General features: G+C 75.5%; 20 protein-coding genes. 1 reads left to right on the forward strand and 19 read right to left on the reverse strand.

Annotated elements, in window-relative coordinates; genetic code table 11:
* Positions 1-179: 179 nt before the first annotated feature.
* The 15 genes from ACI784_RS22440 to ACI784_RS22510 form a co-directional block, all read right to left on the reverse strand.
* A complete protein-coding gene (locus tag ACI784_RS22440; protein ID WP_456924884.1) occupies positions 180-1,670 on the reverse strand; it encodes a glutamate synthase subunit beta in 1,491 nt (496 codons plus the stop codon).
* Entirely contained in the window at positions 1,663-6,333 is a 4,671-nt protein-coding gene (gene gltB / locus ACI784_RS22445) for a glutamate synthase large subunit (RefSeq protein WP_457014980.1), read from the reverse strand. The genes ACI784_RS22440 and gltB overlap by 8 nt, the downstream gene beginning before the upstream one ends.
* Positions 6,334-6,655: 322 nt before the next feature.
* Positions 6,656-7,627 carry a prolipoprotein diacylglyceryl transferase gene (lgt, locus tag ACI784_RS22450; protein ID WP_457014981.1) on the reverse strand — a complete coding sequence of 324 codons (972 nt, stop codon included), beginning with the start codon at positions 7,625-7,627 and terminating at the stop codon, positions 6,656-6,658.
* Positions 7,624-8,427, reverse strand: a complete 804-nt coding sequence (trpA, locus tag ACI784_RS22455; RefSeq protein WP_457014982.1) for a tryptophan synthase subunit alpha — start codon at positions 8,425-8,427, stop codon at positions 7,624-7,626. The genes lgt and trpA overlap by 4 nt, the downstream gene beginning before the upstream one ends.
* A complete protein-coding gene (trpB, locus tag ACI784_RS22460) occupies positions 8,424-9,773 on the reverse strand; it encodes a tryptophan synthase subunit beta (protein ID WP_457014983.1) in 1,350 nt (449 codons plus the stop codon). Before trpB ends, trpA begins: the two co-directional genes overlap by 4 nt.
* Before the next feature lie 165 nt (positions 9,774-9,938).
* Positions 9,939-10,748, reverse strand: a complete 810-nt coding sequence (trpC, locus tag ACI784_RS22465; protein WP_457014984.1) for an indole-3-glycerol phosphate synthase TrpC — start codon at positions 10,746-10,748, stop codon at positions 9,939-9,941.
* Between the two features lie 155 nt (positions 10,749-10,903).
* Positions 10,904-11,530 carry a Trp biosynthesis-associated membrane protein gene (locus ACI784_RS22470; RefSeq protein WP_456924890.1) on the reverse strand — a complete coding sequence of 209 codons (627 nt, stop codon included), beginning with the start codon at positions 11,528-11,530 and terminating at the stop codon, positions 10,904-10,906.
* Between the two features lie 79 nt (positions 11,531-11,609).
* On the reverse strand, positions 11,610-13,145 hold the full coding sequence (locus ACI784_RS22475) for an anthranilate synthase component I (protein WP_457014985.1): 1,536 nt from the start codon (positions 13,143-13,145) through the stop codon (positions 11,610-11,612).
* Positions 13,132-13,506 (reverse strand): phosphoribosyl-AMP cyclohydrolase, encoded by a 375-nt coding sequence (hisI, locus tag ACI784_RS22480; protein WP_457014986.1) that lies wholly within the window; start codon positions 13,504-13,506, stop codon positions 13,132-13,134. The genes ACI784_RS22475 and hisI overlap by 14 nt, the downstream gene beginning before the upstream one ends.
* A 36-nt stretch (positions 13,507-13,542) precedes the next feature.
* Complete coding sequence (locus ACI784_RS22485) at positions 13,543-14,235, reverse strand: hypothetical protein (RefSeq protein ID WP_457014987.1); 693 nt, start codon at positions 14,233-14,235, stop codon at positions 13,543-13,545.
* 78 nt (positions 14,236-14,313) lie between these two features.
* Positions 14,314-15,966 (reverse strand): FAD-binding dehydrogenase, encoded by a 1,653-nt coding sequence (locus tag ACI784_RS22490; protein ID WP_457014988.1) that lies wholly within the window; start codon positions 15,964-15,966, stop codon positions 14,314-14,316.
* A gap of 9 nt (positions 15,967-15,975) precedes the next feature.
* Positions 15,976-16,353 (reverse strand): hypothetical protein, encoded by a 378-nt coding sequence (locus ACI784_RS22495; protein ID WP_457014989.1) that lies wholly within the window; start codon positions 16,351-16,353, stop codon positions 15,976-15,978.
* A gap of 193 nt (positions 16,354-16,546) precedes the next feature.
* Complete coding sequence (locus ACI784_RS22500) at positions 16,547-16,993, reverse strand: hypothetical protein (protein WP_456924896.1); 447 nt, start codon at positions 16,991-16,993, stop codon at positions 16,547-16,549.
* 68 nt (positions 16,994-17,061) lie between these two features.
* Positions 17,062-18,888, reverse strand: a complete 1,827-nt coding sequence (locus ACI784_RS22505) for an ABC transporter ATP-binding protein (RefSeq protein ID WP_457014990.1) — start codon at positions 18,886-18,888, stop codon at positions 17,062-17,064.
* The gene (locus ACI784_RS22510; protein WP_456924898.1) at positions 18,885-20,660 is read right to left on the reverse strand and encodes an ABC transporter ATP-binding protein; all 1,776 of its coding nucleotides are present in this window, start codon (positions 20,658-20,660) and stop codon (positions 18,885-18,887) included. The genes ACI784_RS22505 and ACI784_RS22510 overlap by 4 nt, the downstream gene beginning before the upstream one ends.
* A gap of 111 nt (positions 20,661-20,771) precedes the next feature.
* On the opposite strand from ACI784_RS22510, the gene ACI784_RS22515 reads away from it, so the two are divergent.
* Positions 20,772-21,395, forward strand: coding sequence for a TIGR03085 family metal-binding protein (locus ACI784_RS22515; RefSeq protein WP_457014991.1), 624 nt, complete (start codon positions 20,772-20,774; stop codon positions 21,393-21,395).
* Between the two features lie 42 nt (positions 21,396-21,437).
* On the opposite strand, the gene hisF is transcribed toward ACI784_RS22515, so the two are convergent.
* From hisF to ACI784_RS22535, 4 genes are read right to left on the reverse strand one after another with little or no spacing between them, the layout of a single operon-like run.
* The gene (hisF, locus tag ACI784_RS22520; RefSeq protein ID WP_456924900.1) at positions 21,438-22,232 is read right to left on the reverse strand and encodes an imidazole glycerol phosphate synthase subunit HisF; all 795 of its coding nucleotides are present in this window, start codon (positions 22,230-22,232) and stop codon (positions 21,438-21,440) included.
* On the reverse strand, positions 22,229-22,621 hold the full coding sequence (locus ACI784_RS22525) for a RidA family protein (RefSeq protein WP_456924901.1): 393 nt from the start codon (positions 22,619-22,621) through the stop codon (positions 22,229-22,231). Before ACI784_RS22525 ends, hisF begins: the two co-directional genes overlap by 4 nt.
* Entirely contained in the window at positions 22,618-23,364 is a 747-nt protein-coding gene (gene priA, locus ACI784_RS22530; RefSeq protein WP_457014992.1) for a bifunctional 1-(5-phosphoribosyl)-5-((5-phosphoribosylamino)methylideneamino)imidazole-4-carboxamide isomerase/phosphoribosylanthranilate isomerase PriA, read from the reverse strand. Before priA ends, ACI784_RS22525 begins: the two co-directional genes overlap by 4 nt.
* Before the next feature lie 20 nt (positions 23,365-23,384).
* Positions 23,385-24,308 carry an SDR family oxidoreductase gene (locus ACI784_RS22535; RefSeq protein WP_457014993.1) on the reverse strand — a complete coding sequence of 308 codons (924 nt, stop codon included), beginning with the start codon at positions 24,306-24,308 and terminating at the stop codon, positions 23,385-23,387.
* Between the last annotated feature and the right edge of the window lie 36 nt (positions 24,309-24,344).

The raw sequence follows: 24,344 nt of genomic DNA on the forward strand, positions 1-24,344 counted from the left end.
CCCCCCCCCCCCCCCCCCCCCCCCCCCCCCCCCCCCCCCCCCCCCCCCCCCCCCCCCCCCCCCCCCCCCCCCCCCCCCCCCGCCCCCCCCCGCCCCCCCCCCCCCCCCCCGCCCCCCCCCCCCCCCCCCCCCCCCCCCCCCCCGGCCGGGAGCCCCGTCGCGGTGGACGGGGCGGTGGTTCAGCGCAGCGCGACCGCGGTGGGGGTCACCGGCCGCGGCAGCATCGACGCCCCGGTCAGCCAGGTGTCCACGGCGCCGGCGGCGGCCCGGCCCTCGGCGATGGCCCACACGATCAGCGACTGGCCGCGGCCCATGTCACCGGCGACGAAGACCCCGGGGACGGTGGACATGAACTCGCCGTCGCGCGCGACGTTGCCGCGCCCGTCGACCTCGACGCCGAGGGCATCGACCAGGCCGGTGCGCTGGGCACCGGTGAAGCCCATGGCGAGGAACACCAGGTCGGCGGGGATCTCCCGCTCGGTGCCCTCGACCTTCTGGAACCGGCCGTCGACCCGCTCCACCTCGTGCAGGAGCAGGGCGCGCACGCGCCCGTCCTCGTGGCCCAGGAAGCGCTCGGTGTTGACGCTGTAGAGCCGCTCCCCGCCCTCCTCGTGGGCGCTGGAGACCCGCATGATCATCGGGTAGGTGGGCCACGGGTTGGCCGCCTGGTCGCGGCGGTCCGGCGGCGCCGGCATGATCTCCAGCTGCGTCACCGACGCCGCGCCCTGCCGGTGGGCGGTGCCCAGGCAGTCCGCGCCGGTGTCGCCGCCACCGATGATCACCACGTGCTTGCCACGCGCGTCGATCGGCGGCTCGTCCAGCTCGCCGAGGGCCTGCCGGTTGCCGAAGGGCAGGTACTCCATGGCCAGGTGGATGCCGGAGAGCTCCCGGCCCGGGGCAGGCAGGTCGCGGCCGATGGTGGCGCCACCGGCCAGCACGACCGCGTCGTACTCGGCCCGCAGCTGCTCGGCCGACAGGTCGCCGGCACCGCTGCCGCCGACCTCGACCCCGGTGACGAACCGGGTGCCCTCGGCCCGCATCTGGTCCAGCCGCCGGTCGAGGACGGCCTTCTCCATCTTGAACTCGGGGATGCCGTACCGGAGCAGCCCGCCGACGCGGTCGGCCCGCTCGTACACGGTCACCTCGTGCCCGGCGCGGGTCAGCTGCTGGGCGGCGGCCAGGCCCGCGGGGCCCGAGCCGATGACGGCGACCTTCTTGCCGGTGTGCTCCTGCGGGAGCACCGGCTTGACGAGATCCCGCTGGAACGCCTGGTCGATGATCTCCCACTCGATCTGCTTGATCGTGACCGGCGACTCCTGGAGGTTCAGCACGCAGGCGCCCTCGCACGGCGCCGGGCACAGCTTCCCGGTGAACTCCGGGAAGTTGTTGGTCGCGTGCAGCCGCTCGATCGCCTCGGTCCAGTCGTCGCGGCGGGCGAGGTCGTTCCACTCCGGGATCAGGTTGCCCAGCGGGCAGCCGTGGTGGCAGAACGGGATGCCGCAGTCCATGCAGCGCGCCGCCTGCTGGCGGACCGCCGCCACCGGGAAGACGCCGTCCTCACCGTTCTGCCGGGCGAGGTAGACGTCCTTCCAGTCCAGGATCCGGACATCGACCGGACGCCGCGGCGGCAGCGCCCGCTCGTGCTTGAGGAAACCCGTCGAGTCAGCCACGTGCGGCCTCCATCAGTGCCCTGTCCACATCCGTTCCGGCGGCCTCGGCAGCACGCCGGGCCTCGACCGCGCGACGGTAGTCACGCGGCATGATCACGCTGAAGCGCTCCGACCAGCGGCCCCAGTCGGCCAGCAGCGCGGACGCCACCGGCGACTCGGTGTCCTCGTGGTAGCGGACCAGCACGTCGCGCAGCCACTGCGCGTTCTCGCCGTCCAGCGGCTCGACGTCCACCATCTCGCCGTTGACGCGGTGGCGGGCCAGGTCGAGCACGTAGGCGATGCCACCGGACATGCCGGCCGCGATGTTGCGGCCGGTCGGGCCGAGGATCACCGCGCGCCCGCCGGTCATGTACTCCAGCGCGTGGTCGCCCACGCCCTCGACGACGGCCAGCGCGCCCGAGTTGCGCACGCAGAACCGCTCGCCCACCCGGCCGCGCAGGAAGATCTCCCCCGCGGTCGCGCCGTAGCCGATGACGTTGCCGGCGATGACGTTGTCCTCGGCGGCGAAGGTCGCCTCCCGCGCCGGCCGGACGACGATCCGACCGCCGGACAGGCCCTTGCCGACGTAGTCGTTGGCGTCGCCCAGCAGCCGCATGGTGATGCCGCGCGGCACGAACGCGCCGAAGGACTGGCCGGCCGACCCGGTGAAGGTCAGGTCGATCGTGCCGTCGGGCAGGCCCTCGCCGCCGAAGCGCCGGGTGACCATCGAGCCGAGCATCGTGCCGACGGTGCGGTTGACGTTGCGCACCGGCAGCTCGAGGCTGACCGGCCGCGCGTCGAGCAGCGCCCCCTCGCACAGCTGGATGAGGGTCTGGTCCAGGGCGACGTCCAGGCCGTGGTCCTGCTCCCGCACGCGGTGCCGGGGGGCACCCTCGGGCAGCTCGGGCACGGCCAGCACCGGGGTGAGGTCCAGCCCGGCGGCCTTCCAGTGGTCGACGGCCTTGCGGGTGTCGAGCAGCTCGGCGTGGCCGATCGCCTCGTCGAGGGAGCGGAAGCCCAGCTCGGCCAGGTACTGGCGGACCTGCTCGGCGAGGAACTCGAAGAACGTGACCACGAACTCCGGGCGCCCGGTGAACCGCTTGCGCAGCTCGGGGTTCTGCGTGGCGACGCCGACCGGGCAGGTGTCCAGGTGGCAGACGCGCATCATCACGCAGCCGGAGACGACCAGCGGAGCGGTGGCGAAGCCGTACTCCTCGGCGCCCAGCAGCGCGGCGATGACGACGTCGCGGCCGGTCTTCATCTGCCCGTCGCACTGCACGACGATCCGGTCGCGCAGGCCGTTGGCCAGCAGCGTCTGCTGCGTCTCGGCCAGGCCGAGCTCCCACGGCGAGCCGGCGTGCTTGAGCGAGGTCAGCGGCGCGGCGCCGGTGCCGCCGTCGTGCCCGGAGATCAGGACGACGTCGGCGTGGGCCTTGCTCACGCCGGCCGCGACCGTGCCGACCCCGACCTCGGAGACCAGCTTGACGTGGACCCGCGCCTCGTTGTTGGCGTTCTTCAGGTCGTGGATCAGCTGCTTGAGGTCCTCGATGGAGTAGATGTCGTGGTGCGGCGGCGGGCTGATCAGGCCGACGCCCGGCGTGGAGTGCCGGGTGCGGGCCACCCACGGGTAGACCTTCTGGCCGGGCAGCTGGCCGCCCTCGCCGGGCTTGGCGCCCTGCGCCATCTTGATCTGGATGTCGTCGGCGTTGACCAGGTACTCGCTGGTGACGCCGAAGCGGCCGCTGGCCACCTGCTTGATCGCCGAGCGCCGCAGGTCGCCGTTCGGGTCGGGCACGAAGCGGTCGGGGTCCTCGCCGCCCTCACCGGTGTTGGACTTGCCGCCCAGCCGGTTCATCGCGATCGCGAGGGTCTCGTGCGCCTCCTGCGAGATGGAGCCGTAGCTCATCGCGCCGGTGGAGAACCGCTTGACGATCGCGCTGACCGGCTCGACCTCCTCCAGCGGCACCGCGGGGCGCACGCCGGTCCGGAGGGTGAACAGCCCGCGCAGCGTCGCGGCGTCCTCGGAGAGCTGGTCGACGGTCTTCGTGTACTTCTCGAAGACGTCGTACTGGCGCGCCCGGGTGGCGTGCTGGAGCAGGAACACCGTCTCGGGGTTGAACAGGTGCACCTCGCCCTCGCGGCGCCACTGGTACTCGCCACCGGTCTCCAGGCGGCGGTGGGCGCGCTCGGTCGGGTTCTCCGGGTAGGCGCGGCGGTGGCGCATGGCCACCTCCTCGGCGAGGACGTCGATGCCGACACCGCCCAGCGGGCAGGAGGTGCCGGTGAAGTACTCGTCGACGACCTCCTGGGACAGGCCGACGGCCTCGAAGATCTGCGCCATCGTGTACGAGCCGACGGTGCTGATGCCCATCTTGCTCATGACCTTGAGGACGCCCTTGCCCAGCGCCTTCACCACGTTGCGGACCGCCTGGGCGGGCTCGACGCCGGTGAGGACGCCGTCGCGGATGAGGTCCTCGATCGACTCGAACGCCAGGTACGGGTTGACCGCGGCGGCGCCGTAACCGAGCAGCAGCGCGATGTGGTGCACCTCGCGGCAGTCGCCGGACTCGACGACCAGGCCGACCTCCATGCGGGTCTTCTGCCGCACGAGGTGGTGGTGGACCGCGGCGGTCATCAGCAGCGACGGGATCGGGGCGCGCTTCTCGTCGCAGTCGCGGTCGGAGAGCACGATGATCCGCGCGCCGGCGGCGATCGCCTTGCTGACCTTGGTCCGCAGCTGCTCGATCGCCTCGGCCAGCGCCGGCCCACCGCCGTTGACGTCGAAGTGGCCGGTGATCCGGACGGCGGCGTACCCGGGCAGGTCGCCGTCGTCGTCGATGTGCAGGATCTTGGCCAGCTCGTCGTTGTCGATGACCGGGAACGGCAGGAACACCTGCCGGCACGACGCCGGGGTGGCCTGCAGCAGGTTCTGCTCCGGGCCGAAGGTGCGCCCGAGGCTGGTCACCAGCTCCTCGCGGATGGCGTCCAGCGGCGGGTTGGTCACCTGGGCGAACAGCTGCCCGAAGTAGTCGAAGAGCAGCCGGGAGCGGTCCGACAGCGCCGCGACCGGCGTGTCGGTGCCCATCGACCCGATCGGCTCGGCGGCGGTCGACGCCATCGGCGTGAGCAGGACGCGGAGGTCCTCCTCGGTGTAGCCGAACAGCTGCTGCCGGCGGACGACGGACTCGTGGCTGGGCCGGGCGCGGCGGCGCTCGGGCAGCGTGGGCAGGTGCACGAGGCCGGCGTGCAGCCAGTCCTCGTAGGGGTGCTCGCCGGCGAGCGCGCCCTTGACCTCCTCGTCGGAGACGATCTTCCGCGCCGCGGTGTCCACGAGGAACATGCGGCCCGGCTGCAGCCGGCCCTTGGCCACGACCTCGGAGTCGGGGATCTCCAGCACGCCGACCTCGCTGGCCAGGACGACCAGGTCGTCCTTGGTGTGCCACCAGCGGCCGGGGCGCAGGCCGTTGCGGTCGAGGACGGCGCCGATGAGCGTGCCGTCGGTGAACGCGACGGCGGCGGGGCCGTCCCAGGGCTCCATGATCGAGGAGTGGAACCGGTAGAAGGCCCGGCGGGCCGGGTCCATCTCGTCGTGGTTCTCCCACGCCTCCGGGATCATCATGAGCACCGCGTGCGGCAGCGAGCGGCCGGACAGGTGCAGCAGCTCCAGCACCTCGTCGAAGGTCGCCGAGTCGCTGAAGTCGCTGGCGGTGACCGGGAAGATCCGCTCCAGCCCCAGCTCCGAGGCGGGCCCCGCCGGCCCGTCGAACAGCGCGGTCTCGAGCTTGGCCTCGCGGGCCCGCATCCGGTTCCGGTTGCCCTTGATGGTGTTGATCTCGCCGTTGTGCGCGATCAGCCGGAACGGGTGGGCCAGCGGCCAGCTCGGGAAGGTGTTGGTGGAGAACCGGCTGTGCACCAGGGCGATCGCCGACTCGTAGCGCTCGTCGCGCAGGTCGGGGAAGAACGCCGGCAGCTGGTCGGTGGTCAGCATGCCCTTGTAGGTGATCGTCCGCGACGACAGCGAGGCGATGTACAGGGAGCTGCCGGCCTCGGCGGCCGCCCGCTCGGCGCGCTTGCGCAGCACGAAGGCCCGCCGCTCGAGCCGGGTGACGCCGTGGGGGGCCGCGTTGCCGCCGAAGGCGGCGGTGTCCGCGCGGGCGCCCATGGTCTCGGCGACGAACAGCTGGGCGAAGTGCGGCATCACCGCGCGCGCCGTGGGGCCGACGTCGGCGCCGTCGGGGTCGACCGGCAGCTCGCGCCAGCCGAGGACGGTCAGGCCCTCCTCGGCGGCGAGGCGGGCGACCTCCTCGTAGCGGGCGGCCCGCTCGGCCTCGTCGACCGGCAGGAAGGCGACGCCGACCGCGTACTCGCCCAGCGGCGGCAGGTCGAAGTCGACCTCGGCCCGCAGCAGCGCGTCGGGCACCTGCGTCAGGATGCCGGCGCCGTCCCCGGAGTTCGGCTCGGAGCCGGCCGCACCGCGGTGGTCGAGGTTGTGCAGGGCGGTGAGGCCGGCGGCCACGATCCGCCGCGACCGGCGTCCCTGGACGTCGGCGACGAAGGCCACGCCACAGGCGTCCTTGTCGTTGGCCGGGTCGTACAGGCCGGCGGCCGGCGGCACCGCGGAGAACGGGACGGCGGTCCCGCGGGGAGCGGGAGAGCCGGTGGCGGGGGCGGGGAACTCGGGCATGTCACTCCCGTCGTCGGCGCGCCGTCCGCCGCCGTCGTCGATGACGGGGAGCGGGCGGGGGGCGGAGGCCCGGGGCCGGTGGTCAGAGGGCAGAGGGTGCGGCACTGCGGGAGAGCCGCAGCGGGGACGATCCGTGATCGCCGGTCCCGCTTGGCTCACGAGCCCCGGAGGTGGTGCCCCCCGAGGTGGTCGTCCGCGGGGCGGCGCTGGCCCGGTTCCGACGCAAGCGCCCTCGCCAGGATCACTGAGAGGGCCCGGCCAGAAGGGTACACAGACGTAACACCGGCCTCACACCGACAAACATCGACCCGGCGCGTCCCGCTCAACTCTCCGTGCGACGCCCGTGATCGTCCTCACCAGCGGGTTCGCCGTCCACCGGCTCGCCGCCGCCGGGGGCGACCACCGGCGACGCCGCGTCGGGCCCGCGGTCGCGGCCGGCGGTGTCAGAAGTGTCACGTCCCCGGGTGATCACCTCGCGCGGGCGCCCTCGCTGCCACACCATGTACGCCACCGCGAGCAGGCCGACGATGACCGATGTGAAGACGTTGAGCCGGACGCCGAAGAAGTGCTCCGCCGGGTCGGTGCGCAGCAGTTCGATCCACAGCCGGCCGGCGCAGTAGCTGGCCACGTAGAGGGCGAACGCGCGGCCGTGGCCGAGCCGGAACCGGCGGTCGGCCCAGATGACCAGGGCGGCCGCGGCGAGGTTCCACAGCAGCTCGTAGAGGAACGTCGGGTGGAACGTGCCCAGCACCACCGGCTGCCCGTCGGCGCCCACGACCGCCCCGGTGCCGTCCCAGTCGTAGATGGTCAGGGCCCAGGGCAGGTCCGTCGGGCCGCCGTAGAGCTCGTTGTTGAACCAGTTGCCCAGCCGACCGATGGCCTGGGCGACCAGCAGCCCGGGCGCCAGCGCGTCGGCGAAGGCCGGCAGCGGGATGCCGCGGCGGCGGCAGGCGATCCAGGCCCCCACGCCGCCGAAGGCGATGGCCCCCCAGATGCCCAGGCCGCCCTCCCAGATGGCGAAGGCGCGCAGCGGGTCGCCGCCCTCGCCGAAGTAGGCCCGGGGACTGGTGATGACGTGGTAGAGCCGGCCCCCGATGATGCCGAAGGGCACCGCCCAGACGGCGATGTCCAGGACGTCGCCCTCCGCCCCGCCGCGGGCCCGCCAGCGCCGGTCGGTCAGCCAGATCGCGGCGACGATGCCGGCGATGATGCACAGCGCGTAGGCGCGGATCGGGAGCGGGCCGAGCTCCCAGACGCCCTGGGTGGGGCTGGGGATGGCGGCCAGCGGGATCACGCGGGCGCCCCCGCCCGGCGGCGGACACCCTCGGCGAGCTCGGCGGCCAGCGCCCGGACGCCGTCGGCGCCGCGGCCGTCGAGCAGCGTGCGCACGAACGCCGACCCGACGATGACGCCGTCGGCGAAGGCGGCCACCTCGGCGGCCTGGTCGCCGTCGGAGACCCCCAGGCCCACGCAGACCGCGAGGTCGGGGGCGGCCGCGCGGGTCCGGGCGACCAGCTTCTCCGCCGCGTCGCCGACGGTGGCGCGGGTGCCGGTGACGCCCATGGTGGAGGCGGCGTAGACGAAGCCCCGGCAGGCGGCGGTCGTGGACACCAGCCGGGCGTCGGTGGACGACGGCGCCACGAGGAACACGCGGTCGAGGTCGGCGCGCTCGGCGGCGGCGATCCACCCGGCCGCCTCGTCGGGGATGAGGTCGGGGGTGATGGCCCCCGCTCCCCCGGCGGCGGCCAGGTCGGTGGCGAACCGGTCGACGCCGTAGCGCTCGATGGGGTTCCAGTAGCTCATGACCACGGGCACCGCGCCCGCGGCGGCGACCGCCTCGACCGCGCGCAGCGCGTCGCGCATCCCGACGCCCGCGCGGACGGCCGGGTCGACGGCCCGCTGGATCACCGGACCGTCCATGCCCGGGTCGCTGTAGGGGACGCCGACCTCGACGACGTCGGCCCCGCCCTCCACCATGGCGACCATGGCCTCGATCGAGGCGTCCACGTCGGGGTAGCCGACCGGCAGGTAGGCCACCAGCGCCGAGCGCCCCTCCCCCCGTGCCGCCGCGATCCGGACTGCCAACAGACTCACGCCGTCTCTCCCGCGTCCTGGCCGGCGACGGCCTCGTCGTTGCTGACCGCGCCCTCGGTGGGCTGCTGGTCGGTGTCCAGGCCCGGTCCCGGGTCGACGTCCTCGCGGTCGCCGAGGCCGAACCACTTCGACGCCGTCTCGACGTCCTTGTCGCCGCGGCCGGAGAGGTTCACCAGCAGCAGCGCGTCCGACCCCAGCTCCTTGCCGAGCTGCAGCGCGCCGGCGAGGGCGTGCGCCGACTCGATCGCCGGGATGATGCCCTCGGTGCGGCACAGCAGCGCGAAGGCCTCCATGGCCTCGGCGTCGGTGACCGGCCGGTACTCGGCGCGGCCGGTGCTGTGCAGGAAGGAGTGCTCCGGGCCGACCCCGGGGTAGTCCAGGCCGGCGCTGATCGAGTGCGACTCGATCGTCTGGCCGTTGTCGTCCTGCAGCAGGTACGAGCGGGCGCCGTGCAGCACGCCCGGCGACCCGCCGGTGATCGTCGCGGCGTGCCGACCGGTCTCGACGCCGTCCCCACCGGCCTCCAGGCCCACCAGGCGCACCCCCTCGTCGGGCACGAACGCGGTGAAGATGCCGATCGCGTTGGACCCGCCGCCCACGCAGGCCAGGACGGCGTCGGGCAGCCGGCCCTCCCGCTCGAGCACCTGGGCGCGCGCCTCGTCGCCGATGACCCGCTGGAAGTCGCGGACCATCGCCGGGAACGGGTGCGGGCCGGCGACGGTGCCGAAGACGTAGTTCGTCGTCTCCACGTTGGTGACCCAGTCGCGGAACGCCTCGTTGATCGCGTCCTTGAGGGTGCGGGAGCCGGTGCTCACCGGGATGACCTCGGCGCCGAGCAGCCGCATCCGGGCGACGTTGAGCGCCTGCCGGCGGGTGTCCTCCTCGCCCATGTAGACGGTGCAGGACAGCCCCATGAGCGCGGCGGCCGTGGCGGTGGCCACGCCGTGCTGACCGGCCCCGGTCTCGGCGATCACGCGGGTCTTGCCGATGCGCTTGGTGAGCAGGGCCTGGCCCAGCACGTTGTTGATCTTGTGCGAGCCGGTGTGGTTGAGGTCCTCGCGCTTGAGCAGCACGCGGGCGCCGCCGGCGTGCTCGGCGAACTTCGGCACCTCGGTGACCGGGCTCGGGCGGCCGGTGTAGTCCCGCTGCAGCCGGTCGAACTCCGCGAGGAAGGCCGGGTCGACCCGCATCGCCTCGTAGGCCTCGGTGAGCTCGTCGAGCGCGGCGATCAGCGCCTCGGGGACGAAGCGGCCGCCGAAGACCCCGAAGTGGCCAGTGGCGTCGGGCCAGCCCGGGCGCGCCGGAAGGAGCTGGTCCTCGGGCTGCGGTGGGCTGGTCGTCGTCATGCCCCCAGTGTCCCGCGCCGGGACGCGCCGGTGGTGCAGGGGTCGCCGGGACGTGTCGCCGGCCTCCGCGGCGACGCCACGCGCCGCCGCTCCCGCGGTGGCCCGGCCCTCCTGCAGGGGCCCGCCGCGAGCGTGCGAGCGGTGGGGGCAGGAGGGCCCTTCTCCTCAGCGACTCGTGCGCGGGGTCGCGGGGTGGGATCCCGCGGTGACCAGGTCGGCGACCGCCTGGCGGGCGTCGCCGGCGGTGACCAGACCCTCGCCGACGAGGACGGCGTCGGCCCCCGCGGCGGCGTAGCCGATCAGGTCGTGCGGCCCGCGGACGCCGGACTCGGCGACCTTGACCACGCCCGAGGGCAGCCCCGGGGCGATGCGCTCGAAGGTGGAGCGGTCGACCTCGAGCGTGGTGAGGTCGCGGGCGTTGACGCCGATGACGGCGGCACCGGCGGCCAGGGCCCGGTCGGCCTCGGCCTCGGTGTGCACCTCCACCAGCGCGGTCATGCCCAGGGACTCGACCCGCTCGAGCAGGCCCACGAGCGCGTTCTGCTCCAGCGCCGCGACGATGAGCAGGACGACGTCGGCACCGTGCGCGCGGGCCTCGTGCACCTGGTAACTGCTGACGATGAAGTCCTTGCACAGGATCGGCACGTCGACGGCGGCCCGCACGGCGGCGAGGTCGGCGTGCGACCCACCGAAGCGGCGCCGCTCGGTGAGCACGCTGATCACCCGCGCCCCGCCGTCGGCGTACTGCGTGGCCAGGACGGCCGGGTCGGGGATCGCCGCGAGGGCGCCCTTCGACGGGCTCTGCCGCTTCACCTCGGCGATGACCCCGACGCCGGGGGCGCGCAGGGCGGCCAGGGCGTCGAGCGCCGGCCGGGCGTCCTGCGCGGCGGCCTTGACCTCGCTCAGCGGGGTGAGGGCCTCGCGCGCCGCCAGGTCTTCTCGTACACCGGCGACGATCTCGTCGAGCACGGACACGTGTCCTCCCGCTGATCGTCGGTCTGGCCGGGCGGTCCGGACCGGTCTCGACCGGGCCCGCACACCCACTGTAGAGGCGGCGCGGGGCTCCCCCGCCCGCGGGGGCGCCCGACACGGCGGTCAGGCGATTGGCGGCAACCGGGCGTGGGTAGCGCTCAGGGTTCGCGTCCGCCGGGCTCGGTCGGGTCCTCGCCGCGGTCCAGGGCCCGCCAGGCGTCGAGGGCGCGGTCCTCGTCGGTGCGGGGCCGCGCGGGTGCGGACACGCCGGCCTCCGGCGTCCGCTCGTAGCGGCGGCCCATGCCCGGCCAGTCGCGGCCGCGCAGCACGGTGAGCAGGCCGGCCAGCACGGCGACGACGCCGGCCAGCAGCGCGAGCACCGGCCACGCGGCGTGCACCTGGGCGGTGAGCTCGCTGCCGGGCGTCCCGGGGCCGACGGCGGCGGCCGCGGCGGCGTCGGCGTCGCCGGCCAGCGCCCGCAGGCCCGACCAGCCGAGCACGCCCCCGGTGAGCGCGACCAGGAGGCCGAGCGTGGCCCGCCCGGCGCCGCGGACGGCCAGCAGCGCCACCGCGGCGGCCAGGAGCAGCAGCCCGCCGGCCGGCACCAGCGGCGCGAGCGTGGCGCCGGTCAGCTCCGTGGTGGTCGGCGGCAGCGGGGCCGGGCGGCGCAGCGTGGCGGTCGTCCAGGTCTGGCCGCCGGCGGAGAGGGCCAGCCCACCGGCCAGCGCGGCACCGGCCACCGCCAGGGTCAGCTCGCGCCGGGCCCGGCCGGGCGGGGAGCTCACGGCGCCCACGGTCCGCTCCCGCGCAGCGCTCCGCTCCTCGCTCGCCGGCGCTCGCCGTCGGACCTCCGCCGCGGCCGGCTCACGGCAGCTCCCGCATCCCCTCGGCCGTCGCGATCGCCGACAGGACGGCGCGGGCCTTGTGGCGGGTCTCGGCCTCCTCGCCGGCGGCGTCGCTGTCGGCGACGACGCCGGCGCCGGCCTGCACGTAGGCCCGCCCCTGGTGCAGCACCGCCGTCCGGATGGCGATGGCCATGTCGAGGTCCCCGCTGGCGTCGACGTAGCCGACGGTGCCCGCGTACAGCGCGCGGCGGGTCGGCTCCAGCGTCTCGATGATCTCCATCGCCCGCGGCTTGGGGGCACCGGAGACGGTGCCCGCCGGGAACGTGGCGTCGAAGACGTCCAGGGCGTCCCACTGGGCGTCGACCTCACCGGCGACGGTGGACACCAGGTGCATGACGTGGCTGTAGTGCTCGACCCGCATGAAGTCGGGCACCTCGACCGTGCCCGGCACGCACACCCGGCCCAGGTCGTTGCGGGCCAGGTCGACCAGCATGACGTGCTCGGCGCGCTCCTTGGGGTCGGCCAGCAGGCCCTCGGCCAGCCGGGCGTCCTCGTCGGGGGTCGCGCCGCGCGGGCGGGTGCCGGCCGGCGGGTGGACGACGGCCGACGAGCCGGTCACCGTCACCAGCGCCTCCGGCGAGGAGCCGACGACGTCGAACGGCGTCTCCCGCCCGGCGAAGCGCAGCAGGTACATGTACGGCGAGGGGTTGGTCGCCCGCAGCACCCGGTAGAGGTCGAGCGCGTCGACCTCCGTGGCCACCTCGAAGCGCTGGGCCAGGACGACCTGGAACGCGTCACCGGCCCGGATGTGCTCCCGGACCCGCTCCACGCCGTCCTCGAACACCCCCGGCGCCATGTTGCTGACCACCGGCGGCGCCTCGGCGGTGGCGAAGGTGGCCACCCCCGGAGGGGCGGCCTTGGTCAGGTCCGCGGCCATCGCGTCGAGCCGGGCGACCGCGTCGTCCCACCCGGTGCCGTCCTCCCCCGCGCCATGCTGGCCACCCACCCCAGCCACCCCGGCGAACGCGTTGGCGATCAGCAGCACGGTGCCGTCGCTGTGGTCCAGCACGGCCAGGTCGGTGACGAGCGTCATCGCGAGCTCGGGCATGCCCAGGTCGTCGGTGGCCAGGACCGGCAGCCGCTCCAGCCGGCGGACGACGTCGTAGCCGAGGTACCCGACCAGGCCGCCGGTCAGCGGGGGCAGGCCCTCGGTGCGCGGCGAGCGGAGCCGCCGGGCCAGCGTCCGGACGGCGGCCAGCGGGTCGTCCGGGAGGTCGTCGGTCAGGCCCGGCAGCGGCTGCCCGAGCCACTGCGTGACGCCGTCCCGCTCGGTGAGGACGCCGGCGCTGCGGACCCCCACGAAGCTGTACCGGGCCCACCGCTTGCCCTGCTCGGCCGACTCCAGGAGCACGGTGCCGGGCCGGTTGCCGGCCAGCTTGCGGTAGATGCCGACGGCGGTCTCGCCGTCGGCCAGGAGCCGCCGGGTGACCGGGACGACCGGCTGGTCGAGGGCGGCGAACTCGTCCCGCGACGGAGTGGTCTCACCGAGCCGCACGGGTCACCTCCAGGGGGTGGGAGAAGCAGCTGCGCGCGCCGGTGTGGCAGGCCGGGCCCTCCTGGTCGACGAGCAGCAAGAGGGCGTCGCCGTCGCAGTCCAGGCGCACGTCGCGGACCCACTGGCGGTGGCCGGAGGTCTCGCCCTTCACCCAGTACTCCTGCCGGCTGCGTGACCAGTAGGTGGCCCGCCCGGTGGTCAGCGTGCGGTGCAGCGCCTCGTCGTCCATCCAGGCGACCATGAGCACCTCACCGGTGTCGTGCTGCTGGACGACGGCGGCGACCAGGCCGGCGTCGTCACGGCGCAGCAGCGCGGCGACGGCCGGGTCCAGGGCGGACTCGGGGGCGGGGACGACGGACATGCCCCCGATCGTCCCACCCGGGGACGTCCGCGCCGGTCACCGGCTCGATGCCGGCTCTCCCTGCCGGCCGGCGGCGAACCACTCGCGGGAGGGGCGCCCGGCCAGCAGCCCCAGGGCGACCGCCGGCCCGGCGGCGAAGCAGAAGACACCGAACAGGAGCACCGCCGACGGGTCGGCGCCGGGCATCTGGTCGAGCATGTCGAACAGCCGCACCGCCCAGTAGGCGGCCAGCGCGACCTGGGCGCCCAGCGCGACGACCAGGGTCCGGCGGGCGGCCCGGCTGCGGCGGTTGAGCACCATGACCCCGCCGACGACGAGGGCGATCACCGAGGCGATCTGGACGGCGGCCAGCGCGGTCGCCTCCCTGGCCAGCGCGTCGCCGTCGCCGGGGAACCCGGGCTCCCCCTCGGCCAGCGCGAACAGCGAGGCCACGAGGAAGACGTAGGCCGACGCCACCGTCACCCCGGCGGCCTGCACGAACGCCAGCACGGCGGCGGCGACGACCTGCCCGGGGCGCCGGGGCCCGGCCGGCGGGGGCGGCCACGGCGGACCGTAGGGGGCGTAGGGCGTGCCGTACGCCCCGTGGGGAGGCCAGCCGGCCGGACCGGGCGCGCCGTAGGGCGGGCCGGGCCACGGCGGGACGGCCGCGGTGGGCGGCGGGCCGGCGTAGGGGGCGCCGTGCTCGGTCTCCGTGGCCGGGTCCGACCACGGGTCACGCGGTGCGGTCACAGGGCACCTCGTTCGGCTCCGCGCTCGATCCGCTCCTCGGTCGCTGCGCTCCCTGCGATGCTCCCTCGCGCGTCGCTCTCACAGCGCGGCCGCCAGGGCCCGGCCCGCGACCCGCCCCGAGAACAGGCAGCCGCCGAGGAAGGTGCCCTCCAGCGAGCGGTAGCCGTGCATGCCGCCGCCCCCGAACCCGGCCACCTCCCCCGCCGCGTACAGACCGGGGAAGACCGCGCCGCCGGCCCGCAGCACCCGCCCGGAGAGGTCGGTCTCCAGCCCGCCGAGGGTCTTGCGGGTGAGCAGGTTGAGCCGCACCGCGATCAGCGGGCCGGCGTCGGGGTCCAGCAGCCGGTGCGGCGGGGCCACCCGGATCAGCTTGTCGCCCAGGTACTGGCGGGCACCCCGGACCGCGGTGATCTGCAGGTCCTTGCCGAACTCGTTGGCGATGGCGCGGTCGCGACAGACGATCTCCCGCTCCACCGTGCCGAGGTCCAGCTCCGGCGTCCCGCCGGTGATGCGGTTCATCCCCGCCACCAGCTCCGGCAGCGTCGGGGCGACGACGAAGTCCTCGCCCCGGTCCAGGAACGCCTGCACCGGCCCTGAGACGCCGGCCCTGACCCGGTTGAGCAGCAGCTTGACGTCCTTGCCGGTCAGGTCGGGGTTCTGCTCGGAGCCGGAGAGGGCGAACTCCTTCTCCACGATCTTCTTGGTCGCGACGAACCAGGTGTGCTCGTACCCCGTCTGCCCGATGTGGGCCAACGTGCCGAGGGTGTCGAAGCCGGGGAACAGCGGCACCGGGAGCCGCCGGCCGGTGGCGTCGAGCCACAGGGACGACGGCCCGGGCAGGATCCGGATGCCGTGCCGCTCCCAGACCGGCGAGTGGTTGGCGATGCCCTCGGTGTAGTGCCACATGCGGTCGCGGTTGATCAGGTTGGCGCCGGCGGCCTCGCTGGCCTCCAGCATCCGGCCGTCGACGTGTGCCGGGACGCCGGCCAGCAGCCGCTGCGGCGCGGGGCCCAGCCGGGCCGGCCAGTTCCGGCGGACCAGGTCGGGGTTGCCGCCGATCCCGCCGGAGGTGACGACGACGGCCTGCGCGCCGATCTCGAAGGGGCCGACCTCGACCCGCGAGCTGGCCTGCCCCCGGGCGGCGTCGCTGGGCTCGAGGACCCCGCCGCGCACGCCGGTGACGGCGCCGTCGCTCACCACGAGCTCGTCCACCCGGTGGCGGAAGCGGAGCTCCACCAGACCGCGGCCGACGGCGGCGCGCACCCGGCGGGCGAACGGCTCGACCAGGCCGGGCCCGGTGCCCCAGACGACGTGGAAGCGCGGCACGGAGTTGCCGTGGCCGGTGGCGGTGTACCCGCCGCGCTCGGCCCAGCCGACGACCGGGAAGAACCCGACGCCCTGCTCACGCAGCCAGGCCCGCTTCTCCCCCGCCGCGAACTGCAGGTAGGCCTCGGCCCACCGCCGCGGCCAGTGGTCCTCGTCGCGGTCGAACCCGGCGGTGCCGAACCAGTCCTGCCGGGCCAGCTCCAGGGAGTCGCGCACGCGCAACCGGCGCTGTTCCGGGGAGTCGACGAGGAACAGCCCGCCGAAGGACCACCAGGCCTGCCCGCCGAGGGATGCCTCCGGCTCCTGCTCGAGCAGCACCACCCGCTTGCCGGCGTCGGCCAGCTCGGCGGTGGCGACCAGCCCGGCCAGCCCCGCACCCACCACGACGACGTCAGTGTCGACCACGGGCGCACGCTATCGGGCGCGTGCGCTCCGGCGGTCGCGCTGGAGGGGGATCGTCGCCCGGGCGGGGCGGGTCCACTGCCGGATCGGGCGGCGCAGGGTGATCACGAGGCAGCCGATCGGCCCGACCAGCAGCAGCACCGCCCACCACATCGCCGACCCGGCGCCGAGGACGCCGAAGAGGACGACCAGCCCGATCAGGAGCAGCAGCGGCAGCAGGCTCGCGCCGGCCAGCACCAGCCACCCGTGGTCCCGGCCGAGCCACACCATCGCCGCGCCCACGGTGGCCCAGCCGGCCAGGAGGGCGGCGCCCACCACGTACCAGTGCCACCCGCGGTCGGGCTCCCACAGCAGGTACCCGAGGAAGACGTCCTCGGCGGCGACCAGCACCCCAAACACCGCGGCGAAGGGCGCGAGCAGCGGGCGCCCGCGGGCTGCCGCAGCGACCGTCGGACCCGGGACCGGCCGGGGCGCCGGGCGGGGTGAGCGCCGTGTGGCCGCCCGGCTCCGCGAGGAGGACGACGCCATGCAGGCAGGGTAGGGCCGCAGCCTGGCCGTCAGCTGTGGGCGGCGCGCCGTGGGCTCAGCGGGCGCGGCGCGGGCGGCCGGCGATCCACCGGCGCACGCGCGGCGTCACCGCCAGCACGGCCGCCACCACGGGGAGGACCAGCAGCAGCAGCGGCCAGCCCAGCCCGCCGGACTCCTCGGCCTGCGCCGCGGCCCAGATGACGGCGCCGGTGAGCACGGCGACCGGCAGGACCGACAGGACCAGCAGCAGCCAGCCCCGGCGGGCCAGCAGCCACAGCGCCCCCCACAGCTGCACGAACGGCGCCACGAGGAGCAGGTAGGTCCACGGGTCCGGGCCGGTGTCGGCGGCCAGCCCGCCCAGGGCCACGGCCAGCACCGCGACGAAGGCCGGCGGCAGCACCCCGACGATGCCGACGGCACCCGCGGCCAGTGCGAGGCCCGGCATGCGCGGGTCGGACGGCGGGACGTCGGGTGCCGGGCGCCGGGCCGTGGGTGTGGGCATGCTGCGCAGGCTAGGGCGCCCGGGCCACCGGTGGGCGCTGCCGTGGCCGTGGCCGCGCGGCACCGGCCTCAAGGGGCCGGCTGCGGTTCCCCGGCCGAGGAGCGCCGCCAGGAGGCGTGCAGCCGCGCGTAGGGGCCCTCGGCGTCCACCAGGTCGGCGTGGGTGCCGCGCTGGACGACCCGGCCGGCGTCGACGACGAGCACCTCGTCGGCGCGCTCGGCGGTCGACAGCCGGTGCGCGATCGTCAGCGTCGTCCGGCCGTCGGTGAGGGTGTCCAGGGCTCGGGTCAGCCGCTGCTCGGTCGCCGGGTCCACCGCGCTGGTCGCCTCGTCGAGCACCAGGAGGTCCGGGTCGGCGACGTAGGCGCGGGCGACGGCGACCAGTTGCCGCTCCCCCGCGGACAGCGACTCCCCCCGCTGCCCGACGCGGGTGGCCACGCCGCCGGCGAGCCCGGCCACCCAGGGCCCCAGGCCGAGGTCGTCGAAGGCGGCCAGCACCTCGGCGTCGGACAGCCCGGGGCGGCCGTAGCGCACGTTGTCGGCGATGGTGGCGTCGAACAGGAAGCCGTCCTGCGGCACCATGACGACCCGCCGCCGCAGGGACGCGAACGAGACCCGGTCCAGCGGCACCCAGCCCGTGGCGTCGTCGCCGAGCAGGACCCGGCCGGCCGTGGGGTCCATGAGGCGGGTGACCAGCTTGGCGAAGGTGGTCTTGCCCGAGCCGGTCTCCCCCACGATGGCCACCCGCCGGCGCGGGGCGATGTCCAGGTGGACGTCGTCGAGGGCCGGCCGGGCGCCGGGCGCGTACCGGAAGGTGACGTGCTCGAACCGCACCCCCAGCGGGCCGGCCGGCAGCTCCCTCGCCCCGGCGGGGTCGGCCACCGCCGGGTCGCGGACGTCGGGCTCGGTCTCGAGCACGTCGAGCACGCGGCGGAACCCGGCGACGGCGTTCTGCGCCTCGTTGAGCACCTCGCTGGCGGTCTGCACCGGGGCGACGAACAGGGTCACGAGGAAGAGGAACGCCACGAGGGTGCCGGCGGTCAGGTGGCCGCCCACACCGAGCAGCACGCCGACGACGACCACCGCCGCGTTGGCGACCGCGGCGACGAACTCGCCGCTGACGAACACCGCGGCCGTCGTGCGCTGCGCGGAGACCTGCGCCCGGTAGTGCCGGTCGACGGCGCGGTCGAGGCGGCCCGCGGTGCGCTCGCGGATGCCGTAGGCCCGCACCGTGGCCGCCCCGACGACGGCCTCGGAGACCGCGGCCAGCACGTCGCCCACCCGCTCGCGGACCACGCCGTAGACGACCGCCAGCCGCCGGGCGAAGAACCGGACGGCGACCGCCAGGGGCACGAAGCAGACGAGCACCAGCAGGGTCAGCTGCCAGGAGTAGACGGCCATCACCACGGTGGCCACGAGCAGCTGCCCGACGCTCACCACGCCGAGCACGCCGCCCCACTGCATGAACGTGGAGAGCTGGTCGACGTCGCTGGTGACCCGGGAGACCAGAGACCCGCGCCGCTGGCCCTGCTGGTGGAGCACCGAGAGGTCGTGGACGTGGCGGAACGCCTGCGAGCGCAGCCCGGCCAGCGCCGTCTCCGTCGTCCGGAACAGCCGGACGTTCATCCGGTACACCGCCACCGCGGTGAGCACGACGACGAGCGCGCACAGCAGCACGAGGTCGCGCACCAGGTCGAGGTCCGGCCCGCCCGGACCCGACAGGCCGCGGTCGATGACCTGCTGGACGGCGATCGGCACGACCACCCGCCCGGCGGTCGCGACCAGGGCCAGGGCGAAGGTGGCCGGCAGGCTGCGGCGGAACTCCGGCATCATCCGCAGGCCGCGGCGGAGGGTGGCCAGCGCCCCCTCCTCGCGGTGCTCGGCGAGCGCGGTCATGCCGCCACCTCCGTCTGCGCGTACGCCCGCACGAGGGCCGCGTAGCCGGGCACCTCGGCGAGCAGCTGCTCGTGGTCGCCCCGGGCGAGCACCCGGCCGCCCTCGAGCCAGACCACCTCGTCGGCGAGCGCGATCGTCGCCTGGCGGTAGGCGACCACGACCACCGTCGAGGGCCGGTCGGCGGCGCGGAGGGCGTCGAGGATGCGGGCCTCCACCGCGGGGTCGACGGCGCTGGTCGCGTCGTCGAGCACCAGCAGGCGCGGCCGGCGGACGACGGCGCGGGCCAGGGCCAGGCGCTGCCGCTGGCCGCCGGACAGCGAGGCGCCGCGCTCGCCCACGCGGGTGTCGAGGCCCTCGGGGAGCCGGTCCACGAACTCCTCGGCGGCGGCCACCCGCAGCGCCGCCCGGACCTCCGCGTCGGAGAAGTCGCCGCCGAGGGTGACGTTGCCGCGCACGGTGTCGTCGAAGAGGAAGGTGCCCTGCGGGACGAACGCCGCCTGCCCGCTGACCTCGCCCTCGCGCAACGCCCGCAGGTCGACCCCGTCGAGCAGCACGCGCCCGGTGCCGGGGTCGACCAGCCGCACGAGCAGCCCGGCCAGCGTCGACTTGCCCGACCCGGTGGGGCCGACGACGGCGACGGTGCTGCCGGCGGCGACGTCGAAGGTGATCCCCGCCAGCGTGGGTGCGTCGACGCCGTCGAAGGTGAAGCCGACGTCGCGCAGGCCGAGGCGGGCGCCCCCGGTGCCGCGCGGGGCGGCGTCGTCCCCGTGCGGGATCTCGCCGGTCGCGTCGAGGACCGGGGTGACCCGGTCGAAGCCCGCCAGCGCCCGCGGCAGGTCCGCCAGCACCCAGCCGATCGCCCGGATCGGCAGCGCCAGCAGCGTGAACAGGTAGGCGATGGAGACCAGGTCGCCGGCGTCGGTGGCCCCGGCCGCGACCCGCTGGGCCCCGATGAGCAGGACGGCGAGCGTGCCGAGGTTGGGCAGCGCCTCCATCAGGGGGTCGAACAGGCCGCGCACCCGGCCCACCGCGACCAGCCCGTCACGCAACTCCTCGGCGCGGGCGGTGAAGCGGGCGGTCTCGACGTCCTCCCGGCCCAGGGTCTTGACCACCAGGGCGGCGTCGAAGCTCTCGTGGGCGATCTCGCTGACCTCCGCGCGCAGCTGCTGCGCCCGCTGCATGCGCGGGCTCATCACCTGCGAGTAGACGGCGTTGGCCAGGAACACCAGCGGGAAGACGACCAGGCCGACCAGCGCCAGCCACGGGTCGGTCGCGACCAGGGCGACCACGGTGATCGCGATCATCACCAGCGCACCGCAGGCGAAGGGCAGCGGGGCGACGAAGAACCAGGCGGCCTCGACGTCGGCGTTCGCGTTGGAGAGCAGCTGCCCGGTCGGGTGCCGCTGGTGCCAGGACAACGGCAGCCGCAGGTACTGGCCGGTCACCCGGCGCCGGTAGGAGGCCTGCAGCCGGTAGCTCATGACGCCGGCGAACAGCCGCCGGCCGAGGATGCCGAGGATCTTGAGCACGGCCACCGCGAGGATGGCGACCGCGGCCAGCGTCAGCGCCGCGGCCGTCGTCGCCCCCTGCTCGAACGCCGGGAGGACGACGCGGCCGGTGACCTCGCCGACGACGTAGGCGCTGGCGACGGTCATCCCGCCGTAGAGGCTGCTGGCGAGGAAGGCCAGGGTGAACATGCCCGGCTGCTCGGCGATGGCGCGCCCGATGTGGCGCACCCCTCGCCGGACCACGGCTTCTCGGCGGCGGGGCACGGTCCTCCTCGATCGTCGTTCGGGCGGCGTCGGCGACCGTACGACGGGCCTCGGACATCTCGCTCCCGCGGGCCGGTGTCCCCGGCTCCGCACCGTCGGTAACTTCGCCGGGTGACCTCCTCTTCCCGGTCCCTCGTCGACCGCGAGCGCGCCGGCCTGGCCGACCTGCTCGACCGGCTCGGGCCCGACGCGCCGACCTGCTGCGCGGGGTGGACCACGGCCCACCTCGCCGCGCACCTCGTGGTCCGCGAGCGGCGCGCGGACGCGATGCCGGGCCTCGCCGTCGAGCAGCTGGGGGTGGGCCGGCCGCTGACCGCGTGGGCGCACCGGCTGGAGGACCGGCTGCGGGGGTCGACGTCCTACGCCGACGTCGTGGACCGGGTGCGGTCGGGGCCGCCGGTCTGGTCGCCGCTGGCCTGGCCGCTGCTGGCGCGGCTGGTCAACACCGCCGAGTTCGCCGTCCACCACGAGGACGCCCGCCGCGCCCAGCCGGACTGGGCCCCCCGCCCCCTGAGCCGGGCCGACCAGGACGAGCTGTGGGGCGCGGCGGTCCTCTACGCCCGCCGCGCGGTCGGGCGGGTGCCCGGCGGGCTGCGGCTGCGGCGCAGCGACGTGCCCGGCATGGTCCGGCGGATCTCGCGGGCCGAGCCGGCCACCACCGTCGAGGGTGAGCCGCTGGAGCTGCTGCTGTGGGCCGGCGGGCGCGAGGACGTCGCCCGCGTCGAGATCACCTGAGCGGAGGCTCACGGCGCAGCTCTCCTGCGCCGTGAGCCTCCGCTACGCGAGCGGCGTGTCGGCCTCGCGGCGGACGGGGACGCCGGCGCCGGCCAGCGCGCCCTTCACCTCACCGATCCGCAGCTTGCCGAAGTGGAAGACGCTCGCGGCCAGCACCGCGTCGGCCCCGGCCTCGACCGCGGGCGGGAAGTGCTCGGGCTCGCCCGCTCCCCCGCTGGCGATGACCGGCACGGTGACCTCCCGGCGCACCGCCCGGATCAGCTCCAGGTCGAACCCGGCCTGGGTGCCGTCGGCGTCCATCGAGTTCAGCAGCACCTCGCCGACGCCGAGCTCGGCGGCCTGCACCACCCACTCCACGGCGTCGCGGCCGGTGCCCCGCCGTCCGCCGTGCGTGGTGATCTCGAAGCCGGAGTCGGTGACCGCGCCGTCCCGGCAGCGGCGGGCGTCGAGCGAGAGCACGAGCACCTGGTTGCCGAACCGGTCGGTGATCTCGCTGATCAGCTCCGGCCGGGCGACGGCGGCGGTGTTGACGGCGACCTTGTCCGCGCCGGCGCGCAGCAGCCGGTCGACGTCGGTGACGCTGCGGACGCCGCCGCCGACGGTCAGCGGGATGAAGACGCTCTCCGCGGTCCGGCGGACGACGTCGTAGGTGGTCTCCCGGTCACCGGAGCTGGCCGTGATGTCGAGGAAGGTGAGCTCGTCGGCGCCCTCCGCGTCGTACACGCGGGCCATCTCCACCGGGTCGCCGGCGTCGCGCAGGTCGACGAAGTTCACGCCCTTGACCACCCGGCCGGCGTCGACGTCCAGGCACGGGATGACCCGCACGGCCAGGCTCACGCCCCCGCCCTCCGCACCGCGTCGGCCTCGATCTCCACCAGCATCGCCGGGTCGATCAGGGCGGCCACCTGCACCATCGACGTCGCCGGGCGGACCTCGCCGAAGACCTCGCCGTGCGCCCGCCCGACCTCCTCCCAGCGCGCGATGTCGGTGACGTACATGCGGGTGCGCACGACGTCGGCGACGGTGAACCCGGCGCGCTCCAGCGCCTCGGCGACGTTGGCCAGCGCCTGGCGGGTCTGGCCCGCGGCGTCCCCGGGGCACACGACCTCGCCGTCCACCGTCGCCGTCGTGCCGCTCACCCACGCCATGTCGCCGTGGACGACGACCCGGCTGTAGCCGACGACCGCCTCCCACGGGGCGTCGGACCCGAACCGGACGACACTCACGCGAGCTCCATGCCGTTCTCCCCGGAGGCCACCCGCAGCGCCTCGGGCAGGGTGAAGGCACCGGCGTAGAGGGCCTTGCCGACGATCGCGCCCTCCACGCCGACGGCGGTGAGCCCGGCCAGCGCCCGGATGTCGTCGAGCGAGCTGACCCCGCCGGAGGCGACCACCGGGCGAGAGGTGGCGGCGCAGACCTCGCGCAGCAGCTCCAGGTTGGGGCCGCGCAGCGTGCCGTCCTTGGTGATGTCGGTGACGACGTAGCGGGCGCACCCCTCGGCGTCGAGGCGGGCGAGCGTCTCGTAGAGCTCGCCGCCCTCGCGGGTCCAGCCGCGGGCGGCCAGCCGGGTGCCCCGGACGTCGAGGCCGACGGCGATCCGGTCGCCGTGCTCGGCGATGGCCCGGGCGCACCACTCCGGCGACTCGAGCGCCGCGGTGCCGAGGTTGACCCGGCGGCAGCCCGTGGCGAGCGCGGCGGCCAGCGACTCGTCGTCCCGGATGCCGCCGGAGAGCTCGACGTCGACGTCCAGCTCGCCGACCACGCGGGCCAGCAGGTCGCGGTTGCTGCCGCGGCCGAAGGCGGCGTCGAGGTCGACCAGGTGCACCCACTCGGCGCCGTCCCGCTGCCACGTCAGCGCCGCCTCGAGCGGGTCGCCGTAGTCGGTCTCGCTGCCGGCCTCCCCTTGCACGAGACGGACGGCCTGACCGTCGGCGACGTCGACGGCGGGGAGCAGCTGCAGCTTCGGCACGCCTCCAGGTTAGTGAGCGTCTATCTGTAGCCCTCGTCACCGGCGGGTCGGCCGGCGTCCTGCACCTCGACGACGTAGCGCCACGCGTCGGGCTGCGTGCCGTCGAGGTCGGGGAAGCCGTAGACGCGGGCCAGCTCCCCGCTGGAGGTGGACCGCCCCGACCAGCGGGGACGGTCGGGGTCGGCGGCGAGCGCGGCGACCGCCCGGCCGACGAACGTCGGGCTCTCGGAGATGCAGAAGTGCGGCACGGTCGCGGTCGCGTCGCGCCAGTTCGCCTCGGCCACCCCGAAGAGCTCCAGCATCGCCTCCGAGCGCAGCCAGCCCGGGGTGAGCGCGACGGCCGTCGCGCCGTGCGGACGCAGGTCGTGCGCCTGGATGAAGGCCAGCCGCAGCACCGACCACTTGGCCAGGTCGTAGTAGGCGCTCACGCGGAAGGTGGCCTCGTTGTAGGCGAGCGTCCCGTCGGTCACCTCGACGACCAGCCCGCCCGGCCGGCGGATCAGCAGCGGCAGCGCGTGCGCGCTGGTGACCAGGTGGGTCTCCACGGCCAGCCGGAGCAGCCGCAGCCCCCGGTCGAGGTCGTGCTCCCACAGCGGGACGTCCCACTGGAACAGCGGGTCGCCGCCCCAGACGTCGTTGACCAGGACGTCGAGGCGGCCGGACTCCGCGTCGATGCGCGCCACCAGCGCGGCCACCTGCGCCGGGTCCAGGTGGTCGCACACCACCGGGATCCCGCGGCCGCCGGCTGCGGTGACCAGCTCGGCGGTCTCCTCGACCGTCTCGGGCCGGTCGTACTCCGAGCGGCGACCGGCGGTGCTGCGGCCGGTGCACCAGACCGTGGCCCCGGCCGCGCCCAGCGCGACGGCGATGCCCCGCCCCGCCCCGCGGGTGGCGCCCGCGACGAGGACGACGGTGCCGGACAGGTCGGGCGGCGAGTAGTCCATGCCGGCACCCTGCACCCGGCCACCGACAGCCGAGTG

This window comes from Geodermatophilus sp. SYSU D01186 (assembly GCF_054050215.1).